Annotated in this window: 20 protein-coding genes and 1 pseudogene; 7 read left to right on the plus strand and 14 right to left on the minus strand. The window is 52.1% G+C overall.

Annotation, left to right across the window (positions count from 1 at the left end; genetic code table 11):
* Positions 1–1,294 (plus strand): vWA domain-containing protein (locus tag H6F80_RS17220; protein ID WP_518523602.1); only part of this gene is annotated, 1,294 nt, incomplete at its 5' end.
* Positions 1,295–1,326: 32 nt separating this feature from the next.
* Here H6F80_RS17220 and H6F80_RS17225 read toward each other — a convergent pair.
* Entirely contained in the window at positions 1,327–1,806 is a 480-nt protein-coding gene (locus tag H6F80_RS17225; RefSeq protein ID WP_190792755.1) for a CRR6 family NdhI maturation factor, read from the minus strand.
* Between the two features lie 266 nt (positions 1,807–2,072).
* Here H6F80_RS17225 and rplI point away from each other — a divergent pair, with 266 nt between their 5' ends.
* Positions 2,073–2,534 carry a 50S ribosomal protein L9 gene (gene rplI, locus H6F80_RS17230; protein WP_190792756.1) on the plus strand — a complete coding sequence of 154 codons (462 nt, stop codon included), beginning with the start codon at positions 2,073–2,075 and terminating at the stop codon, positions 2,532–2,534.
* 219 nt (positions 2,535–2,753) lie between these two features.
* Positions 2,754–4,115: a replicative DNA helicase gene (gene dnaB / locus H6F80_RS17235; RefSeq protein ID WP_206755086.1), complete on the plus strand. Its 1,362-nt coding sequence runs from the start codon at positions 2,754–2,756 to the stop codon at positions 4,113–4,115.
* A 140-nt stretch (positions 4,116–4,255) separates the two neighbouring features.
* On the opposite strand, the gene H6F80_RS17240 is transcribed toward dnaB, so the two are convergent.
* Positions 4,256–4,813, minus strand: a complete 558-nt coding sequence (locus H6F80_RS17240) for an FKBP-type peptidyl-prolyl cis-trans isomerase (RefSeq protein WP_190792757.1) — start codon at positions 4,811–4,813, stop codon at positions 4,256–4,258.
* A gap of 130 nt (positions 4,814–4,943) precedes the next feature.
* A complete protein-coding gene (locus tag H6F80_RS17245) occupies positions 4,944–5,264 on the minus strand; it encodes a phasin family protein (protein ID WP_190792758.1) in 321 nt (106 codons plus the stop codon).
* Between the two features lie 235 nt (positions 5,265–5,499).
* Between H6F80_RS17245 and H6F80_RS17250 the strand changes: the two genes are divergently transcribed.
* The 3 genes from H6F80_RS17250 to H6F80_RS17255 all read left to right on the plus strand — a co-directional run bounded on the left by H6F80_RS17250 (position 5,500) and on the right by H6F80_RS17255 (position 6,464).
* Complete coding sequence (locus H6F80_RS17250; RefSeq protein ID WP_242067418.1) at positions 5,500–5,826, plus strand: TIGR03792 family protein; 327 nt, start codon at positions 5,500–5,502, stop codon at positions 5,824–5,826.
* Between the two features lie 114 nt (positions 5,827–5,940).
* A complete protein-coding gene (locus H6F80_RS29465; RefSeq protein ID WP_206755087.1) occupies positions 5,941–6,105 on the plus strand; it encodes a hypothetical protein in 165 nt (54 codons plus the stop codon).
* On the plus strand, positions 6,105–6,464 hold the full coding sequence (locus tag H6F80_RS17255; protein ID WP_190792759.1) for a zinc ribbon domain-containing protein: 360 nt from the start codon (positions 6,105–6,107) through the stop codon (positions 6,462–6,464). The genes H6F80_RS29465 and H6F80_RS17255 overlap by 1 nt, the downstream gene beginning before the upstream one ends.
* A 66-nt stretch (positions 6,465–6,530) precedes the next feature.
* Here the strand turns inward: H6F80_RS17255 and H6F80_RS17260 are convergent, their stop codons facing one another.
* From H6F80_RS17260 to ppc, 3 genes are all read right to left on the minus strand, one after another.
* Positions 6,531–9,170 carry a DEAD/DEAH box helicase gene (locus tag H6F80_RS17260; protein ID WP_190792760.1) on the minus strand — a complete coding sequence of 880 codons (2,640 nt, stop codon included), beginning with the start codon at positions 9,168–9,170 and terminating at the stop codon, positions 6,531–6,533.
* A gap of 178 nt (positions 9,171–9,348) precedes the next feature.
* Positions 9,349–9,951: a rhomboid family intramembrane serine protease gene (locus tag H6F80_RS17265; RefSeq protein ID WP_190792761.1), complete on the minus strand. Its 603-nt coding sequence runs from the start codon at positions 9,949–9,951 to the stop codon at positions 9,349–9,351.
* Between the two features lie 114 nt (positions 9,952–10,065).
* Positions 10,066–13,146: a phosphoenolpyruvate carboxylase gene (gene ppc / locus H6F80_RS17270; protein WP_190792762.1), complete on the minus strand. Its 3,081-nt coding sequence runs from the start codon at positions 13,144–13,146 to the stop codon at positions 10,066–10,068.
* A 353-nt stretch (positions 13,147–13,499) separates the two neighbouring features.
* Between ppc and H6F80_RS17275 the strand changes: the two genes are divergently transcribed.
* Entirely contained in the window at positions 13,500–14,849 is a 1,350-nt protein-coding gene (locus H6F80_RS17275) for a recombinase family protein (protein ID WP_190792763.1), read from the plus strand.
* A 48-nt stretch (positions 14,850–14,897) separates the two neighbouring features.
* On the opposite strand, the gene rnc is transcribed toward H6F80_RS17275, so the two are convergent.
* The 8 genes and pseudogenes from rnc to H6F80_RS17315 form a co-directional block, all read right to left on the minus strand.
* On the minus strand, positions 14,898–15,569 hold the full coding sequence (gene rnc / locus H6F80_RS17280; RefSeq protein WP_190792764.1) for a ribonuclease III: 672 nt from the start codon (positions 15,567–15,569) through the stop codon (positions 14,898–14,900).
* Positions 15,570–15,629: 60 nt separating this feature from the next.
* Entirely contained in the window at positions 15,630–16,940 is a 1,311-nt protein-coding gene (locus H6F80_RS17285) for an IS701 family transposase (protein WP_190792765.1), read from the minus strand.
* Between the two features lie 89 nt (positions 16,941–17,029).
* Positions 17,030–17,242: pseudogene (locus tag H6F80_RS17290) on the minus strand (transposase); the annotation flags it as partial.
* 94 nt (positions 17,243–17,336) lie between these two features.
* Positions 17,337–17,720 (minus strand): IS630 transposase-related protein, encoded by a 384-nt coding sequence (locus tag H6F80_RS17295; RefSeq protein WP_190792767.1) that lies wholly within the window; start codon positions 17,718–17,720, stop codon positions 17,337–17,339.
* Between the two features lie 66 nt (positions 17,721–17,786).
* Complete coding sequence (locus H6F80_RS17300) at positions 17,787–18,572, minus strand: TIGR03943 family putative permease subunit (protein WP_190792768.1); 786 nt, start codon at positions 18,570–18,572, stop codon at positions 17,787–17,789.
* Positions 18,573–18,639: 67 nt separating this feature from the next.
* The gene (locus tag H6F80_RS17305) at positions 18,640–19,680 is read right to left on the minus strand and encodes a permease (protein ID WP_190792769.1); all 1,041 of its coding nucleotides are present in this window, start codon (positions 19,678–19,680) and stop codon (positions 18,640–18,642) included.
* Between the two features lie 179 nt (positions 19,681–19,859).
* Entirely contained in the window at positions 19,860–21,230 is a 1,371-nt protein-coding gene (gene glmM, locus H6F80_RS17310) for a phosphoglucosamine mutase (protein ID WP_199296646.1), read from the minus strand.
* 618 nt (positions 21,231–21,848) lie between these two features.
* Complete coding sequence (locus tag H6F80_RS17315; RefSeq protein ID WP_190792771.1) at positions 21,849–22,145, minus strand: DUF7734 family protein; 297 nt, start codon at positions 22,143–22,145, stop codon at positions 21,849–21,851.
* Between the last annotated feature and the right edge of the window lie 140 nt (positions 22,146–22,285).

Genomic DNA, 22,285 nt, shown 5'->3' on the forward strand with positions numbered 1-22,285 from the left:
TGAAGTACCTTTTTTAACCGCTATCCTCACCTCTTCATTTCCAGGAGCGATCGTTATGCGAGTGGGTTTACAGGCAGCCTTGAGCGATGCCCATCTCAACCTGGCGCAGGCAAACCACCAAAGACAGCTTGCCGTTTCCCTGTCTGCCCTGCCCGAATCGATCGGCAGAACTGCTCCGCTTAACCTTTGCCTGATCCTGGATCACAGCGGTTCAATGAACGGGCGACCCCTCGAAACCGTCAAGCAAGCGACGCATCGCATTGTGGATAGCCTGTCTCCGGGTGATCGGCTTTCGGTCATTGTGTTTGATCACAAAGCCAAAGTGCTAATTCCGAATCAGGTGATCGATCATCCTGCTGATATCAAAGTTGAGATTAACCGCATCAAAGCCAGCGGCGGCACGGCGATCGACGAAGGAATGCGGCTCGGCATCGAAGAACTTGCAAAAGGCAAAAAAGACGCAATTTCCCAGGCATTTTTGTTGACCGACGGGGAAAACGAGCACGGTGATAACGATCGCTGCCTGAAACTGGCAAACCTGGCTGCAAGCTACAACCTGACCCTGAATACCCTTGGCTTTGGCGATCGCTGGAATCAAGACGTGCTGGAGCAAATTGCCGATGCAGCAGGCGGAACGCTCTCTTACATTCAGCAGCCCGAAGCCGCCGTTAGCGAGTTTAGCCGTTTGTTTACCCGAATGCAGTCTATCGGGTTGACCAATGCCCATTTGCTGCTAACCCTCAAGCCCCAGGTGCGATTGGCAGAACTCAAACCGATCGCCCAGGTCATTCCCGACACGATCGAGTTGCCCGTGACCCCGCAGGGTGCAGAGTATGTTGTTCGATTAGGCGATTTAATGATTGACGTGCCGCGTGTGGTTCTTGCCAACCTCTACATCGGTACGCTGCCCGAAGGCACAGAGACAATCGCCGAGGTTCAGGTGCGCTACGACGATCCACTGATTGGGGCAGAAGGGCTGCAGTCTGAACGAATTCCGATCCAGGCAATGACCCAGCAAAACTATCAACCCGCGCTCAATGATCAGGTGCAGCAGCACATTCTGGCACTGGCAAAATATCGCCAGACCCAAATCGCTGAAAGCAAGCTCCAGCAGGGCGATCGAGCTGGAGCCGCAACTCTGCTTCAGTCCGCTGCAAAAACCGCGCTGCAAATGGGCGATCAGGGCGCAGCCACTGTTCTGCAAGAAACCGCAACCCGCCTTCAGTCTGGGGAGGAATTGACCGAGGCCGACCGCAAGAAGACGCGCATTGTCTCCAAAACAATTCTTTCCTGATTGAAATTATTTCCTGATCGATCCGTTCTGGCCTACGCGCCAATCAGGTCAAAGAAGGCATCGTCGATTTCATAGCCCACCATCTGCGTCAGAAACTTTACTTTGGTGCGGTTAAAGCTGCCCTGCTGCTGGAGCCAGTCGATCAGCACAAAAACCTTTCCCATCACAAAGATTTCCAGAGCCTCCGGGTTAAACTGAATTCCCTCAGTGGGGCTGAACTGATGCGGAACCAGCATCGCCGTGTAGCGTCCCAGTTCGCCTGCTTCCCAGTCCAGTAGATAGGGTAGCCAGGGATAGCGAGCATCCAGCCGGATAAACCAGAGGCGCACTTCTGGGACCTCAGACAGCTCTCGCGGATCTTCTGGCTCACGCGGAAAGTCAATCTCAAAGCAAATCTGCTGCCCCTGAGTGCCGATCGACCCGTCTGTAATCCATTTTTCAATCACCGTCTGAGCGGGCGAGAGATCCAGCCGATTTAGGTGATTTGCATCCAGCTTAATGGTTGTACTCATATCTTTGCCTGCGAATTGTCTTTGCCTGCGAATTGAGTGAATCTTTGCGGGCACTGCCAGATAAACGCCAAGTTTTTGGGTGTAGCTTGTTGGGCGCGATCGTTGATACCTAGAGCATTATAGGGCGACAAATTGGAGAATATTAGGAGCGCGTGGCTCAAAGTTGCTCAAAAATAACTTGCGATCGGTTGTCTCAGTTCGCTACGATGATATGCTGGCAATCTTTTAATCGGAATAGAGCGTACCGCAAGCGTACAGGAAAGGCTATGGCAAAGCGTATTCAGTTGGTCTTGAATCAAGACGTAAGCAAATTAGGTCGGGCAGGCGATGTGGTAGAGGTCGCTCCCGGCTATGCCCGGAACTATCTGCTGCCACAGGGGTTTGCAGTCCGCACGACTCCCGGCATTCTCAAGCAGGTCGAGCGTCGCAGAGAAGCTGAGCGGCAAAGATTGCTCGAGCTCAGGCAAGAAGCAGAAACCCAAAAGGCAACCCTGGAAAAATCCAGCCGTTTGTCGATCTCAAAGCAGGTGGGCGAAGGCGATGCAATTTTCGGTACGGTGACGGCACAGGAAGTTGTCGATCTGCTGCAAAGCAATCTGGGTCTGGAAATCGATCGCCGCAGCATCAGTGTTCCCGACATCTCAACGCTGGGTTCCTACAAGATCGACATCAAGCTGCACCCCGAAGTCACAGCAACGATCGACATTCAGGTGGTTCCCCTGCGGTAGGGCGATTCCAAAGTTTCGCCATGACTGGTGCAGACGGGGGGCTAAAGCCCCTTGTTTTGTGCTGTTTGATATTCTGCTGTTTAACACGGAGTAAACAGACATTTGATGAATTTGCGGATCGATCGCATTCAGGCGAGCCGAGTAAGGATAGAATACTGAGTACCAAGCTGACTTAGTACGAAAGTACTGATTTTCCCTGTCCTGCTAAGCGTTCTTTCCATGTCGGGTCTGATGCACGAACTTAACTTTCAAGGCTATAGCGATCGAGTTCCGCCCCAAAACATTGATGCCGAAGAAGCCATTCTGGGCGGAATTTTGCTTGACCCGGAAGCGATCGGGCGAGTGCTAGAAATCCTGCGTCCCGAAGCGTTCTACATCAGTGCCCATCAGGAAATCTATCGGGCGGCAACCACGCTCCAGGCCCAGGGCAAACCCACCGACCTGATGAGCGTCACCACCTGGCTCTATGACCACGGACTGCTGGAAAAAATTGGCGGACAGACTCGCTTAGCCGAACTGGTCGATCGCACGGTCAGCGCGGTCAATATCGATCAGTACGCCCAGCTTGTGATGGATAAGTATCTGCGCCGCAAGCTGATTTATGTGGGAACCGAAGTGGCTCAGTTGGGCTACGACATTGCTTCTCCGATCGAAAAGATCCTCGATCAGGCAGAGCAAAAAGTGTTTAACATCACCCAGGTTCGCCCCACTCAGGCACTTATCGCCACATCAGACATCCTCACCTCCACTTTCTCTGACATTGAAAGCCGATCGCTCGGTCTGGTACTGCCCGGAATTTCCTGCGGCTTCTACGATCTAGATGCCATGACCCAAGGTTTTCAGCGATCGGATCTGATCATCGCAGCGGGTCGTCCTTCGATGGGCAAAACCAGCTTTGTTCTCAATATTGCCCGCAACATTGCCGCCTTTCACAAGCTGCCGATCGCCGTTTTCAGCCTGGAAATGTCCAAAGAGCAGCTTGTTTATCGTCTGCTGTCTAGCGAGGCACAGGTCGAGAGCGGCAGATTGCGATCGGGTCGCATTGCCCAAACTGAATGGGAGCCTTTGGGACACGCTATCAGCACCCTGTCTCAACTGCCAATTTTCATTGACGACACGCCGAATATCTCCGTGACTGAGATGCGATCGAAAGCCCGCCGCTTGCAAGCCGAACAGGGTGGAGCAATGGGTTTAATTTTGATCGACTATTTGCAGCTGATGGAAGGCTCTGGCGATAACCGGGTGCAGGAACTTTCTAAGATGACGCGATCGCTAAAAAGCCTGGCGCGTGAATTGCAGGTTCCCATTATTGCCCTGTCGCAGCTCAGCCGTGGGGTTGAATCACGAACGAACAAACGCCCAATGATGTCGGATCTCAGAGAAAGTGGTTCGATCGAGCAGGACGCCGACCTCGTGATGATGCTGTACCGCGAAGAGTATTACAACCCGGATACGCCCGATCGCGGCATTGCCGAAGTCATCCTCACCAAACACCGAAATGGTCCCGTGGGCACTGTAAAGCTGCTGTTTGAGCCTCAGTTTACTCGCTTTAGAAATCTGGCGGCTCCAACGCGATCGTAGCAAGCAATCGACTAATCCTACTCAACGAAGCCGATTAAACGAAGCCCTTTAAAGAGAAAAGACGCTCGATCGAACGCCTCTCTTTTTTCTCAATGGTTTTGAGTTGATCAGGATTTCTGGAAATTTTATCGTGAGGGCAATTAGCCGATCTTCAGCAGTTCCACATCAAAAATCAGCGTTGCATTGGGCGGAATCACACCCCCTGCACCTCTTGCGCCATAGCCCAGATCCGGTGGAATAATCAAACGACGCTGACCGCCCACCTTCATCGTGCTAATGCCTTCATCCCAGCCTTTGATCACTTGCCCTGCACCTAGCCGGAACGAGAAAGGACGGTTGCGATCGCGGGAGCTATCAAACTTCGTGCCGTTTTCCAGTGTGCCCGTGTAGTGGACGTACACCGTCTGCCCTGCTTCAGGAGTCGCGCCGCTGCCCTCGACTTCATCAATATATTTCAAGCCAGAAGGCGTCGTGACAACGTTTTGATTTTCATTCGCCAGATTTTCGTCAGCCATAGCAATTATCGTATCAGGGGCAGTTACAGAAGGGGCGGTTGAAACTTGAGCGATCGTCGGAGCGTTCACTGGGCTGGATGCGGGCACGGCAATTGCCTCTGCACCTCGGTTTGTCAATTGAGCTGCAACAATGATCACCAGACACGCCAGCATCACGCCGAAGCTAATCAAAATTTCTCGCAAAGCAGTCCTCCTGTTTTTCTCAGGTTTTTTCAACGGAATGACCAAAAATAATCAATCAGGCACATTCCTCAGCCTCATCCCTCAGTTTACTGCTTGATGCCCTGGCAAACCCGCTCAAAATCGCAAATTTCTATCGCCAAAGCCGATTTTCGAGATCGCGCACCTGTCGTTCCAGGCGATCGAGCCGTCCGCGCAGTTCATCCATTTCATTTTGGCGCGGCACACCCAGATCCTGGAGCATATTGCGGAGCTGTCGCTGCATCTGGGCTTCCCAGTTCGTCTGTTCAGACTTGATCTGCTGCATAATTTCATTTGCCAGATGGGCTGCCTGCTCCGGGTCAATTCGACCGTCCTTGACAAGCTGGTCGCTCACCTCCCGCAGTTTGTCGGCAACCTGGGACGTAGTATTGATTCCCATCGCAATCAATTCTCTCAGAAGATTATTGTCCATGCTGATTCCTTGGTGTCTGCCTGAAGAGGCTAGCTAGAAGACAGTAAGCTGCCCATCGTGAAATCTGGCTGATGGCTCTCAGAAGCGCAACAAGCAAACCGTCTGCTTGCAGGAAGCCATGAGAGCATTTTTGCCCGTAGCTTTATTCTGGCAAATTTGCCACCCGGTCGAACATTGACGCTACCGTATTCCCCGAACTCTCAAACTGTAGAATGACGAAAAGATCCAGAGACGTATGCAGGATGAAAAAGGCATGGTAATTGAATGGCTGAAGTTTCGCGTCATGCCGGAGCTTCGAGAAAAGTTTGTGCAAAAAGATGATGAAATCTGGACGGCAATCCTCTCGCAGTACCCAGGTTTTTTACGCAAGGAAGTCTGGATCAGCCCTGACCAGCTTGATGAAGTGATTGCCGTCATTCACTGGGAGAGCATGGAAGCCTGGAAGAGCGTTCCTGCGGATGTCCTTGAGCAGACCGACACTCGCTTTGCAGAAGCAATGGGAGCAGGCAATCAGGAAATTGTGGGAGCGGCTCGGTATCAGGTGCGAAAGCGGTATCCTTGAAAGCGGTTTTTGGAGTTGCAGAAGATAGCTGCATTGCCTCCTAAATTCCCCAGCTTTTGACCTGCCGCTCTAAAAGGCTTTTCATCTACCGCTCTCAAAGAGCGAGGGGAGACTTTGAAAACCCAACGGCGATCGCTTCTCGCCTGGGCAATTGGGCTGAGGATAGGCGAAGATGAACTAAAGCTGAGTTTGCCCTTTTGGACTGTTTCAGAATTTCGCCCTGCCTTTGCTTTGTTTCGATATAAGTTTCGATTAAACTTTTCGCCGCTTTGCCTCTGATGCCAACTTGCCCTCGTTGTAATCAGCCTGTTGATCCCCAGGCGATCGCCTGTCCCTTTTGCCGAACCACGCTAAAAGCGCATGGACATCCGGGAATTACCTTGCATCAGGCAATTGGGTCTGAGTATCTTTGCGATAGCTGCACCTATCACGCCGACGACACCTGCAACTATCCTCAGCGTCCCTACGCCAGGGAATGTACCCTTTACCATGACGATCGCCAGCCGTTTCAGCCCGTTCGATCGGCTCGTCCCGCGTCTTTTTCGCTCTGGTTTCAGCGGTATCTGCCCCAGATTATGATTTTGGGACTATTGGGCGTGAGCTTTTTGATTGTGCTGTATCAGCAGCAGCAGCGTTAGGGGTTGGTTGAGGAGCTGCAGTGCTCCCTAAATCCTTCCTGTAAGAGGTTTATTCATCACATCCGCTTAGTCTGTAGCTTCGTTCACGGGGAAGCGATCGATCAACTGAATGGCGCGACGCGCATTTTGCTTCAGCTCATCGGCGATATACGGCACGTGAGGAACCTGCGAAAGGAAGTCTACGGTTCGCCGCAAAATTCGCACCACGTCGCCTTCGTCCAGGGTAGTGTGGCTACAAAGCTCCTGCCATTCGATGCCGAGTGCCCACTGTTCGATTAGCCCGATCCAGTCAGACTCCAGCCAGGCGGGGAAGGCGATCTGGTAGCGACGCTGAAGCTTCAGCAGTTCTCGCCGCACGCTCCAGACTTCGCTGAGTGCCTCTCCGATTTCGCCGGAAGGCTCGTAGCGAGTCCAGTTATCGGGACGGGACACTTCGGTGACGAGGGCAGCGCAGACGGCAGCAAGGTGATGGGGTTCCAGCCTGTCCAGTTCGCCCGATGCGAGTGCTAGCCCCAGCCATAGCTCATTGTCTCCCCGGATCGCGGCGGCAACCTGTCCGAGCGGCGTTGGCTTGTTGTTTGCCAGGCAGCCGAAGTGTCCCAGAACTTCCATCAAATTCAGGAATTCCTGCCAGTAGCGTTGAGAATATTGAGCAAACTTGCTTTTCCGACTTTCAAGCTCTTCTTCCAGCTTCCAGATGCGCTTTTGCCGCTTGATCAGATAGCCCGGATCGCCCAGCTTCCGCAACGGATGATTTTGCATCTGCTCCTCGATCGCTGTCACCCGTGCCTGCTGTTCTTCCACTTCTGGAGCGGCATCCTGTTCTAAGTCAACCACGGGGATTTGACGGACGATCGCCAGCGTATTTTCGTCGCTCCGCTTGATCGAACCGACTTTCGGCGGCAAATCTTCGGGCGGGGTAAGGCGATCAACCTGCGACAGACGCGGATACTCGGCATGGAGTCCGATGACATCGGAAACAGCGACAACATACCAGCGATTATCCTGCCCTAAGCAAACTAGATAGGGGAACTGTCCCGATCCCGGCACTTTCATGACCAGCGTGGCAGGCAAAGGCACAGACATTTGCTTAGTTTTCAGCGTCAGCAGCGTTCCCGATACGGCAAAAGCAACCGCCATTGCCACCTGATCCGCCTGCATTTCCATTGCCTGATGCTGCAAAGTTTTCAGGAGCCGCCGCTCTTCCCGTAACCGATCGCTCAGCTTTTCGTACTGCGCCACCAGGTCAGCATTAAGTTCTTTAATTTGTGATCGCTGAAGCTCAATTTCGGCAATCAGATCATTAATGCCCTGCTGCTGGGGCTTTAGATGCAGCGTTGCTAAATAGTGACCAAAACTGCGCTCGACCAGATTCTGCGCTTCTTCGATCGAGTGGGTTTGCAGCAGGTTCAGCACCATGCCGTAGCTGGGCGTAAACTGGCTCACCAGCGGATCAGCTTTTGATGTTGCCAGATACGCCGCCTCGGTCGCGCCTTCGTAGGGAGTTTGTACCGTAACCACATGACCCAGAAGATCCATGCCGCGTCGCCCTGCCCGTCCTGCCATTTGCAGAAACTCGGAGGCATTCAAGAGGCGATGCCCGCGATCGGTTCGTTTAGAAAGGCTGGAAATCACCGTGGTTCGGGCAGGCATATTGATTCCGGCTGCCAGCGTTTCTGTTGCAAACACGACTTTGATTAAGCCCTGCTGAAACAGCTCTTCAATCAGTCCTTTCCAGGCAGGCAAAACGCCCGCATGGTGCGAAGCAATGCCGCGATAAAGGGATTCGATGTGTCCTACCCGTCCGGCTTCTGGATTTCGCTCTAAAAATGCGTCGATCTGCTCTTTCAGTGTTGCCGCTTCTCGGTCATTGACCAGCGTGAGATGGCTAAGGTTTTCCACCGCTCGATCGCAGCCTCGCCGACTAAAGATGAAATAAATCGCAGGCAGCATATCGCGTTGCTGAAGCTGACCCAACACAAATTCGATGTAGGGAGCCTCCTGCCGTCCGCGAGGTTTGCCCCCCTTAGGCTTCAGTCGTGGGTTAATTGCCTTCTGGCTATCGTTTAGCAGCGGAAATAGCCCCTTCGGATTGCAGAAATGAAACTGAAGCGGAACCGGGCGAAAGTCCGAATAAATCAGCTTGGTGGGACCATGCACCCGATCGATCCAGTCGGTCAACTGATCACTGTTGGCGATCGTGGCAGACAAAGCAACCAACTGAATTCCAGGTGGCGCGTAGATAATTGACTCTTCCCACACCGTCCCGCGCTGGCGATCGTTCATGTAGTGGCATTCGTCCAGCACCACCGCTTCCACATCAATGACCGAAGTTCCTACCTGACCAATCGGCGTACCGTAGAGCATATTGCGGAAGATCTCGGTCGTCATCACGATAATCGGTGCGTCCCGATTCAGCGATAAGTCTCCTGTCAACAAACCGACGCGATCGGCTCCAAACTCATCCCGGAAGTCACGCAATTTCTGGTTAGAAAGGGCTTTGAGCGGGGTGGTGTAGAAAACCCGCTTGCCCTTTGCCAGTGCTCGATGGATGGCATACTCCCCGATCAGGGTCTTTCCCGATCCGGTTGGGGCACAAACGACCACAGACTCTCCCGCATTCAGCGCGGCGATCGCCTCTTCTTGAAAGTCATCGAGTTTGAACGGAAACAGGCTACGCAGATCGGGAGTTGTGGAAATATTCACAAAAACTGGCTCAACAATAACTGACGCGATCGATCGAACAGCTTAACCACTGCTCTTCCTCATCATAATTCTTATTTGTTTGTCAAGAGCTTGCAGTTCCGCTTTGGCAGCTGAGAAGGGGCTTGAGAGGCGATACCTGCGATCCGGTAATCTTTAAGGAAACCTTGCAGCAATCCCCTCAAAAATCCCTGGACGATCGGCGTTTTGCTCTCGGTTCTGCCAGCAGTCGTGCCGCTACAATGCCGCCAATAAAGCCAAACAGGTGCATCTGCCACGAGATTCCGGGCATTCCCGGTAACACGCCCCAGATTAAACCGCCATACATCAGCCCAACGACGATCGAAAACAAAATCGAGCCAATTCGCCGCTCAAAATAGCCCCGCGACAGCAGAAACCCCAAATAGCCAAAAATCACGCCACTTGCGCCAATATGCAGCGTAAAAGGTGGAGCGACCAGCCAAGTTGCCAGCCCACCGATCAGCATGACGATCGCGCTGACTACAAAAAAATCGTTTGTGCGGCGCAGCATCACCAACCAGCCCAGCACCAGAAACGGAGCCGTATTCGCGATGAGATGGGGAAAGTTGCCGTGCAGAAAAGGCGCGAACACAATGCCCCGCAGCCCAACGATCGATCGCGGCAAAATCCCAAACTGATTTAGCAAGCCACTCAGCCCCGTATCAATGATCTCTAAGCCCCACATCAGTGCAATAAAAGCAGCCAGAATGCTCACTTGCGCTTTGACTTCGTTGACGAGCCCTCGAACTTCTGACTTGCTCATAGCTGAATCTGAGATGGATTGAAATGGGCTGAATCGATCGTGAAACTAGTTCCATTCTAGTCAGAGCAAAATCAAATCAGCCCAACTTTTAGCCCAACCTTTACCCCAAACTAATCAGCCCGTATTTCGCATTCCAGCGGCGATGCCATTGATCGTGAGCAGTGCGCCGCGCAGCAGTTCGCCCCGACTGTAGCGCGATCGAATCACGCCCGAAGAACTAGACTTGTGCTGACGCAGCCGTTTCAGCAGCGATACCTGCAAAAAGCCCAGCGGCACGATCGTACTGTTTCGCAGCTGCACCGATCGCTGCAAATCGGGATCACCATCAAGCAGCCGTTTATGTCCGGTGATGATCAGCACTAGATCGCGGGTAAGGTGATACTCACTGGCAATCTGCTCAAACACGCGCTCAAATCGCTCTAAATCCTCCGGGGGCGAGAGTTCCTGGACGTATTGATGGGCGATCGTCAAATCAACTTTGGAGAGGGTCATTTCGCACTTGGAAATCACCATCTTAAAGAAGGGCCACTTGTAATAGAAGTAGCGCAACAGCTTCAGGTTTTCTTCGGGTTCTTCTTCCAGGAAGCTTTGAATTGCCGTTCCCACCCCGTACCAGGAGGGCAGCAGGAATCGGGTTTGCGTCCAGCTAAACACCCAGGGAATTGCTCGCAGCGTCGTCAGGTCTTTTTGCCCACCACTCCGACGCGCCGGACGAGAGCTGATTTGAAGCTGGCTGATTTCTTCGATCGGCGTCACGGACAGGAAGAAGTCGAGAAAGTCAGGCTGTTCATAAATCAGCTTGCGGTAGTGGATGCGCGATCGATCCGCCAACTCTTCCACAACTTCGCGCCACGGCTCAATGTCATCAAAGCCGCTCTTGAGCAGACTGGCTTGCAGCACGGCAGTGGTCACGGTTTCCAGGTTGTAGAGTGCTAGTTCCGGCAGATTGTATTTTGATGCCAGCACTTCGCCCTGTTCAGTAATCTTGATGCGTCCGTCAATGCTGCGTCCGGGCTGTGCCAGAATTGCGTCATAAGCGGGACCACCACCCCGACCTACAGAACCGCCGCGACCGTGGAAGATTCGTAGGGCAACGCCATACTGTTCAGCAATCATTTGAAGTGCCTGCTGCGCCTTGTGAATTTCCCAATTGCTGCTGAGGAAACCCGAATCTTTGTTACTGTCGGAATAGCCTAGCATCACTTCCTGAAGCGGCTTCACCGGATTAGACGATTCCGCCTCGCGTCCGGCATAGTCACCTGACAAAGAAGCCCGGTAAAACGGCAGCTCAAACAAACGCTGCATCACTGCCGGGGCACGCTGAAGATCCTCGACCGTTTCGAACAGCGGTACAACATGAAGCGTTCCGGTTCCCGTTGCAGGATCGTAGAGCCCGGCTTCTTTTGCCAGCAGCAGCACTTCCAGTAAATCGCTGACGTGATGGCTCATGCTGATGATGTAGGTCTGGCAAATATCAGTGCCAAACTCCTGCTGAAGTCGCCGCACCATCCGCAGCGTTTCGATCGTCTCCTTGGTCTTCTCCGAAAAAGGCAGCTCGCTCGGAATTAGCGGACGGCGGGTTTGCAGCTCAGTTGCAAGAAAAATAATCCGCTGGTCTTCGGGCAAATCACTATAGCCAGTTGGCAGGATTTGTAAGTAGTCAATAATTTCAGTGAGCGTATCCGAGTGGCGATTGCTTTCCTGCCGGATGTCGAGATGGGCCAGGAAAAAGCCGTAGATTTCCACCTGACAAATCAGATGATCCATCTCGCGGCAGTCTAGCCGGGTTTCCTTCAGGTTGCGCTGGATGAGCTGGAGTTCTGCCAGAAAGTCTGTGCCCGATCGATAAAAAGTGGTTGGCGTTTCCTCGATCGCTTTTGCCTGGAGATAATCGCTGTTATAAAGCTGCTGACTGCGCTCCAGCGTGTTTTCCAGCCGCTTTTGAATGTATGCCAGCTTCAGTCGATAGGGTTCCTGGCGAAACTTAATTGCGTGCTGCTCATACACTTCTGGCAACTGAACCTGATCCTGCTCTAGCGATTCCAGCAGTTCAGGCAGCACATCACTCCAGTGCAGCGACATACTCAGCAAGTTGATCAGGTTTTTGACGGAGTTGATGTACTTCGAGAGCACCAGGTTTCGCTGATAGCAAGCCGTTTTCCAGGTAATCTCTGGTGTGACAGACGGGTTGCCATCGCGATCGGAACCGACCCAGGAGCCAAACTTGCAGAAGTTGTACTTCGGCGGACGCAGATCGGGAAACGTGGCTTTGAGCGATCGATTGAAGCGTTGATAAAGCTGCGGAATCGCATCAAACAGCACTTCCTGGAAGTAGTGCAGCGCGTAGTCTACCTCGTCCAGCACCGTCGGCTTGAACTGGTGCAGCTCATCCGTCCGCCACCAGAGCCGAATTTCGTCCGTGAGTCGATCGCGCAAATCCTCGGTTTCCCAGGAAGAAGACAACCCAACCACCTTCAGATTTTCCTCAGCGCGATCGAGCTGCCGCAAAATGTTGGCAATGCGTCGCTGCTTGTCACGGATCGTGTGGCGCACAATTTCCGTGGGGTGTGCGGTGAAGACCAATCGCACATCAAGGTTGTCAATAATTTGCTGAATCAAGCGGGGCGGCACGTTGAGGGCACGCAGGCGGGGCAGCAGTCCTTGCAGGGTAACGGCTTCGCGACGTTCTGAAGAATCATGGAGCGTTCTTTCCAGCAGGTCAGCGTGGAGGTTGCTGCCGTTTGACTCTGCATCTTCGAGCGTTGAAGGAGTTGCGTTAAACACCAGGGATCTGCCCCCAGCTTGCTCGTAGGCAGCTCGATATTGCTGCTGCTGTCCGCGCTGCTCATAGTGCTGCTCAACGATATTAATCAGCTGAAAATAGAGCGCAAACGCACGGGCAGCCCGAATTGCTTCGTTTAAATCCAGGGCTTCGATAACCTTTAGCGCAGAGGATTCGATCGCTTCTTGAACGCCTTCTTTTTTCGCGTAAATCAATCGCAGCTGATGCAGCAAATCGACCAACTGCTGACCACATTCCTGCTGTAAAACTGCTTCCCACAGATCCTCCACGATCCGCAGTCGATGACGCAAAAATAAATCAGAGGCACTATCAACCGTCATATCGTCAAATTCTGCCTCGGTCAGAGTGTTAGAAGGAAAAGCGTCGTCTGAAGGATGCAGGGTGGAGCTCATAATCTATCCGCGCAAGATCATTTGATAATTCTAGGGGTTTTATTCCTGCAAATCCAGATTTTTCGCAGGTTGGCGGGGTAAGACGCAGTTCAAGTTAAGAAGTTCTAACTTTCTTAAGTTTTCTGCTCGATCGCTTAACGCTCAATCAATTCTTCGAAGGAACAATTTTATGTTGAAGCTTCACAACGCTGTGCTGTACCTAATTTTCTCCAAGCAAAAACTGCTTCGCATCGCTCTTTTTCCTCCCGATTTTGGCTACTCTATACACGACTCTGTACACAGCATGACTTGTACACAACACGACTTGTACACAGACGCTAAAAGAGCTTTGTTTTAGTCGATAAAAAGCCACAATGACCGCTTATTCAAGCATCGACTCTGGAATCGTGCTGGCTTACGCTTACACCGATCCACTCTTTGAGGCAGTGCCCGATCGAGCGATTTGGGGCAGAACGATCGATCGCATCTATCAGGATTTGGGGGGCGCAAAACAGGCTTCCGCTGAAAGCAATCGACCGCAGCTTCAGCAGCTTGTGCGCGATTGTCAAACTGAAACGGTCGCTTGTGTGCTGGTGCGTCATCTGGAAGAACTGGGCGACAGTGTAGAAGAGGTGGGCGAGCGCCTACGGGAATTTGAGCAGCTTGACATTCCTCTGATTGCGATCGCAGAACCCATTGGATCAGTCGATCAGCCCCTACGTCGATCGGATGTGCTGCATCTGCTGCAAACGGTTCAGCAAAGCCATGCTAGCCGCAAGCTGAAGCGGGGTCATGCCCAAAATCGCATCAAAACCCTGCCGCCTCCCGGCAAAGCTCCCTACGGCTATCGGCGTGGCAAAGACCGCTACACGATCGATCGCAGTACGGCTCCCGTGGTGAAAGATTTCTTTGAGCACTTTTTGCTTTATGGCTCTTTGCGAAGCAGCGTGCGCTATCTGCAAAAGAAATACGGCAAAAAAATTTCGGCTTCCACGGCAAAACGCTGGCTAACCAGCCCGGTGTATCGCGGCGATCTGCGCTACCACAACGGAGAAACGGTGCAGGATACCCACGCGCCCATTTTGTCACGAGACGAAGCGGCTCAGGTCGATCGCCTGCTGCGGCGCAATCGGCGAATGCCTGCTCGCTCTGCCAGTGCCCCGCGATCACTGTCGGGACTCGTCACCTGTGCCAACTGCGGATCGGCGATGAAAATCAGCCGTGTCAAAGCAACTCGCGCTCACCCGGAATATCTGTATTTGCGTCCGGTGAACTGTGAACATCAGCCCAAATGCCGCGCCATTCCTTATCAGAAAGTGTTGGAACGCACGATCGATCGCGTTTGTCAGGATCTCCCTCAGGCAGTAAACACCGCACCCCTTCCCGATATTGACGGTATTCAGCAAGGCATCTCAGGCCAGATCAGTGCCAAACAAGCCATCCTCGAACAGTTGCCGTCTCTGGTGCAGCAAGATATTTTGGACTCAGAAACCGCTGACCTTCGCGCCTACAAACTGCGAACCGAAATGGCAAATCTCCAGGTAAAGCTGGCACAATTGCCTCCAGTGAACCTGAAAACGATCGCTCAAGTGGTTTCAATCCCCCAATTCTGGCTGGATCTATCCGAAGCCGAACGCCGATTTTATTTCCGGGAGTTTATTCGCGAGATTCAGATTATTCGTGAAGAGAACAATTGGCAGATTAAGCTGGTATTTATTTTTTAGAATTCCCCTGCTGGATCTCACCCGACTATACGGCTTCGCTAAAGCTGTTCACGGCAAACCATCTTCAATTCGTTTCAGTGCATCTTCTGCTGCCTGTGTATTTGCGGCCTCTTTACTGCCTCCCCTGCCTTCACCAAAAACTTGCTCTCCGATATACACCCGTGCTCTATACAGGGGTTCATGATCAGTTCCTCCAATTCTTTTCGGAACATATTGAGGCAGCGTTCCAAATTTGAGCTGGGCTAATTCCTGAAGGCGGCTCTTAGGATGTTTATCTGCTCGACTTGAAAGCACTCTAAACGGCACTCCGTCAAACAGATTGTGAATATGAGGACGTAGCATTCTGAGCTGTTTTTGGCGATCGAGATAGTAGGCTCCCACAACAGCTTCAAAAGTGCTGCTCAGTAATCTTGCCTTTTGCCGACCTGTTTCGCTTTCGCCTTCGCCTAATCGCATTCTGTCAGCTAGACCGATCGCGATGGCAAACTGGGCGAGCTGTGCTTCATCCACCAGGGCAGCCCGATAGCGAGTCAGTTCACCCTCTTTCAAGTTTGAAAAACGCTCATACAGATACTCGCCACTTAAAAAGTTGAGAACGGCATCGCCCAGAAACTCCAGCCGCTCATTGTCCTGCTCGCCGGGATGTTCGTTGGCATAGGAGTCATGGGTCAGGGCTTGCTGCAAAAGCGTTTCGTCACGGAATCTCAGCAGTGGGTGCATGGATGATTCAAATCTTCAAATAATGACTGCGCCTTCAACAGCATATCCCTCTTCCATCATTTACGCAGAGTTAAATAGGATGCGGCGCAGCAGTAAGTCGTGAATCACTGGGCAATAAAACTGCTGCACTTGCTCAATTAATCGGGCAAATCCTTGCACCAGACTTGGCAGTTGAAATACACCTAACCAGCGTTTGAGCCGGTTGAAAGCAATCCACGGTTCAAGTACCAAGCGCAAATTGTTGAGCAGGTTTTTCCATCCCCGTTGCTTGTCCCACCACGGATGTTGAGTAAACACCTGATGCGACAAGGGACATTCTCGGTTAAATGCATCGGCAAATAGACTGACCATCGTGAAGGCACTCATGACAATCTCCCACCACCGCTCGATCTGCTTGTAGTCGGTCACTCGAAAGTCTGCCCAACCCAGAGCATCTTTACTCTGCTTGAGTCCATACTCAATCCAAGTTCGAAAGCCATAGTGGTCGCCAATCTCCTTGAGTTTGATGGCTGGCGCAGCAACCAGGAGAAACGAGGTGGAGTTGTCCGGTAACGTTTGCGGGTCTGTCGTCAATAACCAATATTGCTTGCGACGACGTTTGCCATAAATCACCTCTGCCATGTAGCGTGTTTCCCTGGTGCCATTGCTAAAGGTGCGCTCAAAGCATTGCCAAGGCTCTTGATAAACTTCCTCTTCCTGAGGCAACCACAACCCATGATTACTGCGAATCGCCAGAATATAGGGCAGTTTCAACTCGTCTAGCACATTCACGAAGTTGACTTTGCTTTCACCGTACAAACTATCTGCCAGCACCAGTTCAAAGTGAAATCCCATTGCTTGCAATTGTCGAATCATTCGGGCAGCAATTTGCGGTTTGCTTTGATAGTCATCCGTTGCTTTGAGTCGCTCCTTGGGTTTGTAGACGTCAAAGCTTAACGGTAGGATCATGCCCTGAAATAGCCCGTAAGCAGTGACCGCAACAATTCCATTTTCCTTCTTGCCCACGTTGCCAATGTATTGTCGTTTGACGTAATCGGTGTGGTTGCCTTTTTTGCAATCTCCGGTTTCATCAATCAGCAATATCATGCTTTGCTCATTCACCAATTCCAGAATCAACTTGAGTCGAGTTTGTCGCAATCGAGCAACCGACCAGGGAGACTTCGTCAACACGTGATGTAAGCCTTGTTCATTGTTTAACCCAACAACTTTGGCAATGGCAGGTAAAGTCTTGCGCTTGAGCTCTGAGATCATCCCGACGTGCAGGTATTTGAAGGACTCGAAGCTCCGCACTTCAGGAAATAAGTCAGCGTACATTTCACAATACTCATCCACAAATCGCAGGGTAGGACGAGCCGCACGGGGGTCAACCATCACTGAGCCAGACCAAGTACATTTACTCTTCCAGTCTAATTATTCCTTCCGTATATGATGGAAGAGGAATATAGCAATCGAGGGGTTGGTTAGGACAGGTGTCTAAAGGCATTATCCATCACGACGACTCGCCCTGGCTTCAACTGCCCGACCAGACATTGCTGTATCCAGGTTTCCACCAAAGCCGTATCACAGTAACCCTTGAAGGTCAGCGGTGCCACCACTTGACGATGACACCAAGCAGCAATCATACTGACCCGCTGGGTGCGGTGCCCTAACTTCAATGCCTCAACCCGCTCAGATTGAGCATACCAACGTAGGCATAGTCTTCCGTGTCATCCCCCCCTGCTTCATCGACGTAAACCAGTTGTTCTGCTGCATACGTTTGCAAATGAGCTAGGAAGGCTTGCTGTTGCGCTTCATCCCGCTCTTGATAGCCATCGCTCTTTTTTTACGAGTGAAACCAATCCGCCTGAGGGCCTTGCTGATGGTGTGGTCACTAATCGATTCATGCCACTGCGCTGCCATCCCCTTCTGGGTCAAATGTCCATGCTCAGAGGCAAAGGTTCGAAATTGCTCCAAATCGGCGATCTTCCCTTGAGGACCCCGTCGGTAAGCGCGAATGGCACTAACCGAACCCGTTTCCTCCCGTCGTTTGAGCCATAAGTCGATCGTGTTGCGACTGATGTTAAACAAGCGGCTGACGTGAGTTTTGCAGTATCCGATATCAATGGCATCGAGCACTTTTTGACGCAGGTCATCGCTGTAGGGACTCGGCATGACAGGAGTGTTGAGTGAGGAGAGATACCTCTATATTCTGTCCTAATCAACCCCTCGATCGCTATATTAGTAGTCGTAGGGATTTTGCGGTTTAGGAATCGCCTGAAGCCGCTCTGCCTGGATCACAAGCTGCCGCTTATTGTCGATCGTCTCTGTAATCATCTTGCCCTCTACTCGAAACCACTGATCTGCGGGGTAAGCGGCACGGCTGCCAGCAAGCTTCACAGGCAAACCGACCGGATACACATCCGCAGCACAGCAGGTAATCACGAAGCGAGAAATCATCAGATAATCATCTGGCAAGCTGGGCAGGTGAATCGCAAATCCATCGACGTTTGCTTTTTGCCCTTTGTAAGCATCCGGTTCGGGGTACACATTCAGTGTTCGCACCCATTCGATGATCGATCGGTCTTCGGGACGCTTATTGCCGCGAAAGGCTTGGGGCTGCGATCGGGTCATGCTCAGCGTGTCAGTTACGCCTCGATTAAGAGCAACATCGCTGGCAAACGGCTGGGGCGTAAACTGCAAGCCAAACAGTGCGACAGCTAACAGTAAGCCGCTACTCCATCCCGGCGGAAACAGGGAAAAGTGAGCGGGCATTGCCGTGGGTCTAAGCCGATTCGAGCGACGCATTCGCCAGAGAAACTGCCCCAGTTTGTACAGACCCAATCCCACCAGAAAAAATCCGGCAGAATATGCCAGCCAGATATAGCCCGGATGCAGCAGCACGTTAATTTTGCCAGTCAGCCAATACTTTAGCAGCAGCGCACCCCAAGCAAGAATTGCCAGCACATCCAGCAGGGGTTGCAGCCAGAGCAAGCGAGGAGCGATCGGCTTTGAACTTAGGGTCATATCAATCGGAAAAGAGAAAACGTCTGCAACAGAAAAAGTTTGGTTCAGGGCTAGCTTTGGTTCAGGGCTAGCTAACGTAGAGATTTACTAGCAACGCTATCAGAAACGTCATTTGCCCCGCCAGCAAGAAGAGGTAAACGATCGCCCTTGTCCGAAACACCGACAGCAGCAGCGCAATATTCTTCAAGTCGATCATGGGACCAAAGATCAGAAACGCCAGCAGCGATCCAGTGGTAAACGTCGAGGCAAACGACAGCGCAAAAAAGGAATCCACTGTCGAGCAAATCGACACTATGCAAGCCAACACCATCATTGCCACGATCGAGCTAACCTGCCCCTGTCCCAGCCCCAGCACCACTTCACGCGGAACTGCAATTTGCACGATCGCCGCTACCGCACTTCCCAAAATCAAAATGCCACCCAGTTCGCGCAATTCTTGAATAATGTTATCTACCATCAGCCGCAGGCGATCGGCAAAGGGCTTTGACAAAACAGGATTCTCTGGCAGTGCAGCCATCGCAGCCAGATTGCCGTCTAAACGAAAAGGCTGCTCCTGTTGTCCCAGAATGAACGTGCCGGACTGGAGCAGCGTTGGCGTACTGTTGTCCTGATGCTTGCCTTTGCCTTTTGAGGGTTTTTCGGACGGAACGGGCATCGCACGGGCGATCGCAGGCTGCATCAGCGGACGCAAATCTGCCTGCGTACTGAACACCCAGCCAATCACCGTGGCAATCAGCAGCGAACAGCCCACCCGCAAAAACACTAGCTCCGGCTGATCGCGAAACGCTGTCCATGTTGCCCAAAACACGATCGGATTCACCGTCGGAGCCGCCAGCAAAAAGCCGATCGCCATTGCTCCTGGCGCACCTTGCACGATCAGCCGTCGCGCTACGGGAACGTTCCCGCACTCGCACACCGGAAACAGGAAACCAATCAAACTGCCCACAAATGCTGCTAGCAGCGGGTTTTTCGGCACAAGCTGAATTAACCGCCGCTCATCTACAAAAAGCAGCAGCGTACTGGAAAAAAGCACCCCCAGCAGCAGGAACGGAATCGCTTCAACCAGCAGGCTAAAAAAGAGCGTCAGAGCGTTGTTGAGCTGATTCATGCAGAAATAGGGAACCTAAAACAATGTAGAGAACTGTGATTACCCCAAGGGGAACGCCTTCGCATCGGTGAACTGCTGCTGAGCTATTCTACCCGATCGCCGAAACCAAACGGAGTCCTCCCCCTATCTCCTCACTCCGTCATCTCCCCATTTCCTCACCGCTCCACTCATCCACCCTTCTACCCCACATACTTCTGCACCGCCGCCACCAGAGCCTCCGTCCAATAATGAGTCAGCTCTGCACTCTCAGCCTCTACCATGACGCGAATCACAGGTTCCGTTCCCGATGCCCGCACCAGCACCCGACCCCGATCGCCCATTACCGCTTCTGCCTGAGCAATCTTCTGCTGAAGTGTGTCGTCCTGCTGCCAGTTGAGCCGATGCTCCCGGTCTTCCACCCGCACGTTTTTGAGAATCTGGGGATAGGTCTGGAAGCTTTGATCCACCAGTTCTGTGAGCGAAGTGCCCGCTCGCTTGATCAGCGAAGCCAGATGCAGAGCCGTTAGTAAGCCATCGCCCGAGACGCCGTAGTGAGGACAGAGAATGTGTCCTGACTGTTCGCCGCCCAGCATGGCACCCTGCTTTAGCATTTCCGCCTGCACATACTGATCGCCTACCGCCGTCCGAATCAGCGATCCGCCCTGCTTCTTCCAGGCATGCTCAAAGCCGAGGTTTGCCATCACCGTGGAAACGATCAGGTTATTGGGAAGCTGATTTGCCTGCCGCAACGCCTGACCCCAAAGATACAAAATGTAGTCACCATCTACAGTGCGACCTGTGCTGTCTACTGCCATGACGCGATCGGCATCGCCATCAAACGCAAACCCTAGATCTGCGCTATGAGTCAGAACGGCAGCTTTGAGCGATTCCAAATGGGTCGAGCCGCAGTTAACATTAATGCGATCGCCTTTGGGTTCAGCATGGAGGCTAATCACTTCTGCGCCCATTTGCTGAAAAATGATCGGAGCGACCTGAGCCGCCGCACCCCAAGCCAGATCGAGAACAATCTTCAGACCCGACAGATTCGGGTAGGACAACAGCGGACGCCGGAGCGAGGCGAGATAATCTTTCACCAGTTCAGGACGATGGTAGTGCTGTCCCCAGGATGAGGAGAGAGCTTCTGTGCCCCAGTCTGTTTCGCCGCGCAAAGCAGACTCGATCGCTGCTTGCAGTTCGGTTGCCAGCTTTGTGCCGTTTGCGCCAAAAAACTTGATGCCGTTATCTTCGGGCGGATTGTGGCTCGCAGAAATCATTACGCCGCCGATCGCATCCGTGGCATGGGTCAGCTGAGCAACAGCAGGGGTGGGACACAAGCCCAGATTCCACACTTCTAGTCCGGCAGCAGTCAAACCCGCGGACAGGGCCATCGCCAGCATATCGCTGGAGTTGCGGGAATCTTGACCTAGGATGATCGCACCGTGACTGCTGCTATGCAGACGAAGCACTTGCCCTGCCCAGTAGCCCACCTGAAGCGCAAGCGGCGCCGAAAGCAAATCTCCCACCTTGCCTCGGATTCCATCTGTACCAAACAACTTGGCTGGAAGGGTCATCGCTCCCCAATTCAAGCCAGTGCTGGATAGAGCAAAGTTAACAGGAGGCGATATTTTTCCAGACGGTACAGACGATAAAACCATAAAGACCACTCCATACATCACACTCAAAGCGGAGAATAACACGGTTGCCCGCCAGGAGGAAATTCACCTCGCGGTTTAGTTTTTCTTACATTGCGCCAAATTGCGTTCAATAGGAATCAAATTCCGTTGAAATCCTGTTGGACAAAGCTGCAAATGACCTGCTTAATCCAACCCATTGCTGCCTGATTCTTAATTGCGATCGAACCTGCACAAGCCAGATACTCTCCTGGTAGCACGGACTACTGCTCAACCGGATTTGTTTCGTTAGCTTCGTACACCTTGATAACAAAAATCCTGACAACCAAAATCTTGACAACCAAGATTTAGAACAAAGCAGCGATCGAATTCTGACTGCTCTTTCCTCTAAAAATTAAACTGCAAGATTAAGTCTCTAAGAATGCTATTTCTTTCTGAAAATACCTCAGTATATCCGGAGAAATCAGTGCAAATATTTATACCCGATCGGTTGTGAGCTAATTGCGTAGGTATAACCGTATAACTTTAAGCGTTTAACTTATTGAGGAATGAGGTAGCCTATAGCCCGATCTCCGCCAACAATTCTTCTATATCTGCTAGCGATCGCCCCTGCTCAATGTATCGAGGATTTTGTGGGTTAAAGGGTCCATACAATCGATCGATCGCCGTAATCGTCGCGTTTTCTGGTAAAACAGGCACCTCTGGATCGTAGGCAGTCGGACGCATTAGCGAACTCGAAAACCCTTTAAAGATGGCGATCTCATCCAGTTCTCCTTCAATCTCAGCATAAACCAGCAACACTTCTTGAGGACGTTTGAGCGTGTATAGTTCTAGGCGACGGGCGATCGAAGTCACAGCTTCAGCTTCAATAAAACAACTCTCTGATTGTCTAAGATTTGGGGCACGATCGGATAGGATTGCGATCGATATCGTTAGCGGCTGTATCGCAGGATCTTCTTCAAAGCAGATGCAATTCAACATCAACAATTCAATAT

The sequence above is a fragment of the Leptolyngbya sp. FACHB-711 genome, assembly GCF_014695615.1.
GTDB lineage: Bacteria > Cyanobacteriota > Cyanobacteriia > Elainellales > Elainellaceae > Leptolyngbya_A.

Coding starts and splice junctions, on each gene's coding strand:
- H6F80_RS17225 (WP_190792755.1), bottom strand. CDS start 1,806: ATGAGTACAACCATTAAGCTGGATGCAAATCACCTAAATCGGCTGGAT.
- rplI (WP_190792756.1), top strand. CDS start 2,073: ATGGCAAAGCGTATTCAGTTGGTCTTGAATCAAGACGTAAGCAAATTA.
- dnaB (WP_206755086.1), top strand. CDS start 2,754: ATGTCGGGTCTGATGCACGAACTTAACTTTCAAGGCTATAGCGATCGA.
- H6F80_RS17245 (WP_190792758.1), bottom strand. CDS start 5,264: ATGGACAATAATCTTCTGAGAGAATTGATTGCGATGGGAATCAATACT.
- H6F80_RS17250 (WP_242067418.1), top strand. CDS start 5,500: ATGCAGGATGAAAAAGGCATGGTAATTGAATGGCTGAAGTTTCGCGTC.
- H6F80_RS17255 (WP_190792759.1), top strand. CDS start 6,105: ATGCCAACTTGCCCTCGTTGTAATCAGCCTGTTGATCCCCAGGCGATC.
- H6F80_RS17265 (WP_190792761.1), bottom strand. CDS start 9,951: ATGAGCAAGTCAGAAGTTCGAGGGCTCGTCAACGAAGTCAAAGCGCAA.
- ppc (WP_190792762.1), bottom strand. CDS start 13,146: ATGAGCTCCACCCTGCATCCTTCAGACGACGCTTTTCCTTCTAACACT.
- H6F80_RS17275 (WP_190792763.1), top strand. CDS start 13,500: ATGACCGCTTATTCAAGCATCGACTCTGGAATCGTGCTGGCTTACGCT.
- rnc (WP_190792764.1), bottom strand. CDS start 15,569: ATGCACCCACTGCTGAGATTCCGTGACGAAACGCTTTTGCAGCAAGCC.
- H6F80_RS17285 (WP_190792765.1), bottom strand. CDS start 16,940: ATGGTTGACCCCCGTGCGGCTCGTCCTACCCTGCGATTTGTGGATGAG.
- H6F80_RS17295 (WP_190792767.1), bottom strand. CDS start 17,720: ATGCCGAGTCCCTACAGCGATGACCTGCGTCAAAAAGTGCTCGATGCC.
- H6F80_RS17300 (WP_190792768.1), bottom strand. CDS start 18,572: ATGACCCTAAGTTCAAAGCCGATCGCTCCTCGCTTGCTCTGGCTGCAA.
- H6F80_RS17305 (WP_190792769.1), bottom strand. CDS start 19,680: ATGAATCAGCTCAACAACGCTCTGACGCTCTTTTTTAGCCTGCTGGTT.
- glmM (WP_199296646.1), bottom strand. CDS start 21,230: ATGACCCTTCCAGCCAAGTTGTTTGGTACAGATGGAATCCGAGGCAAG.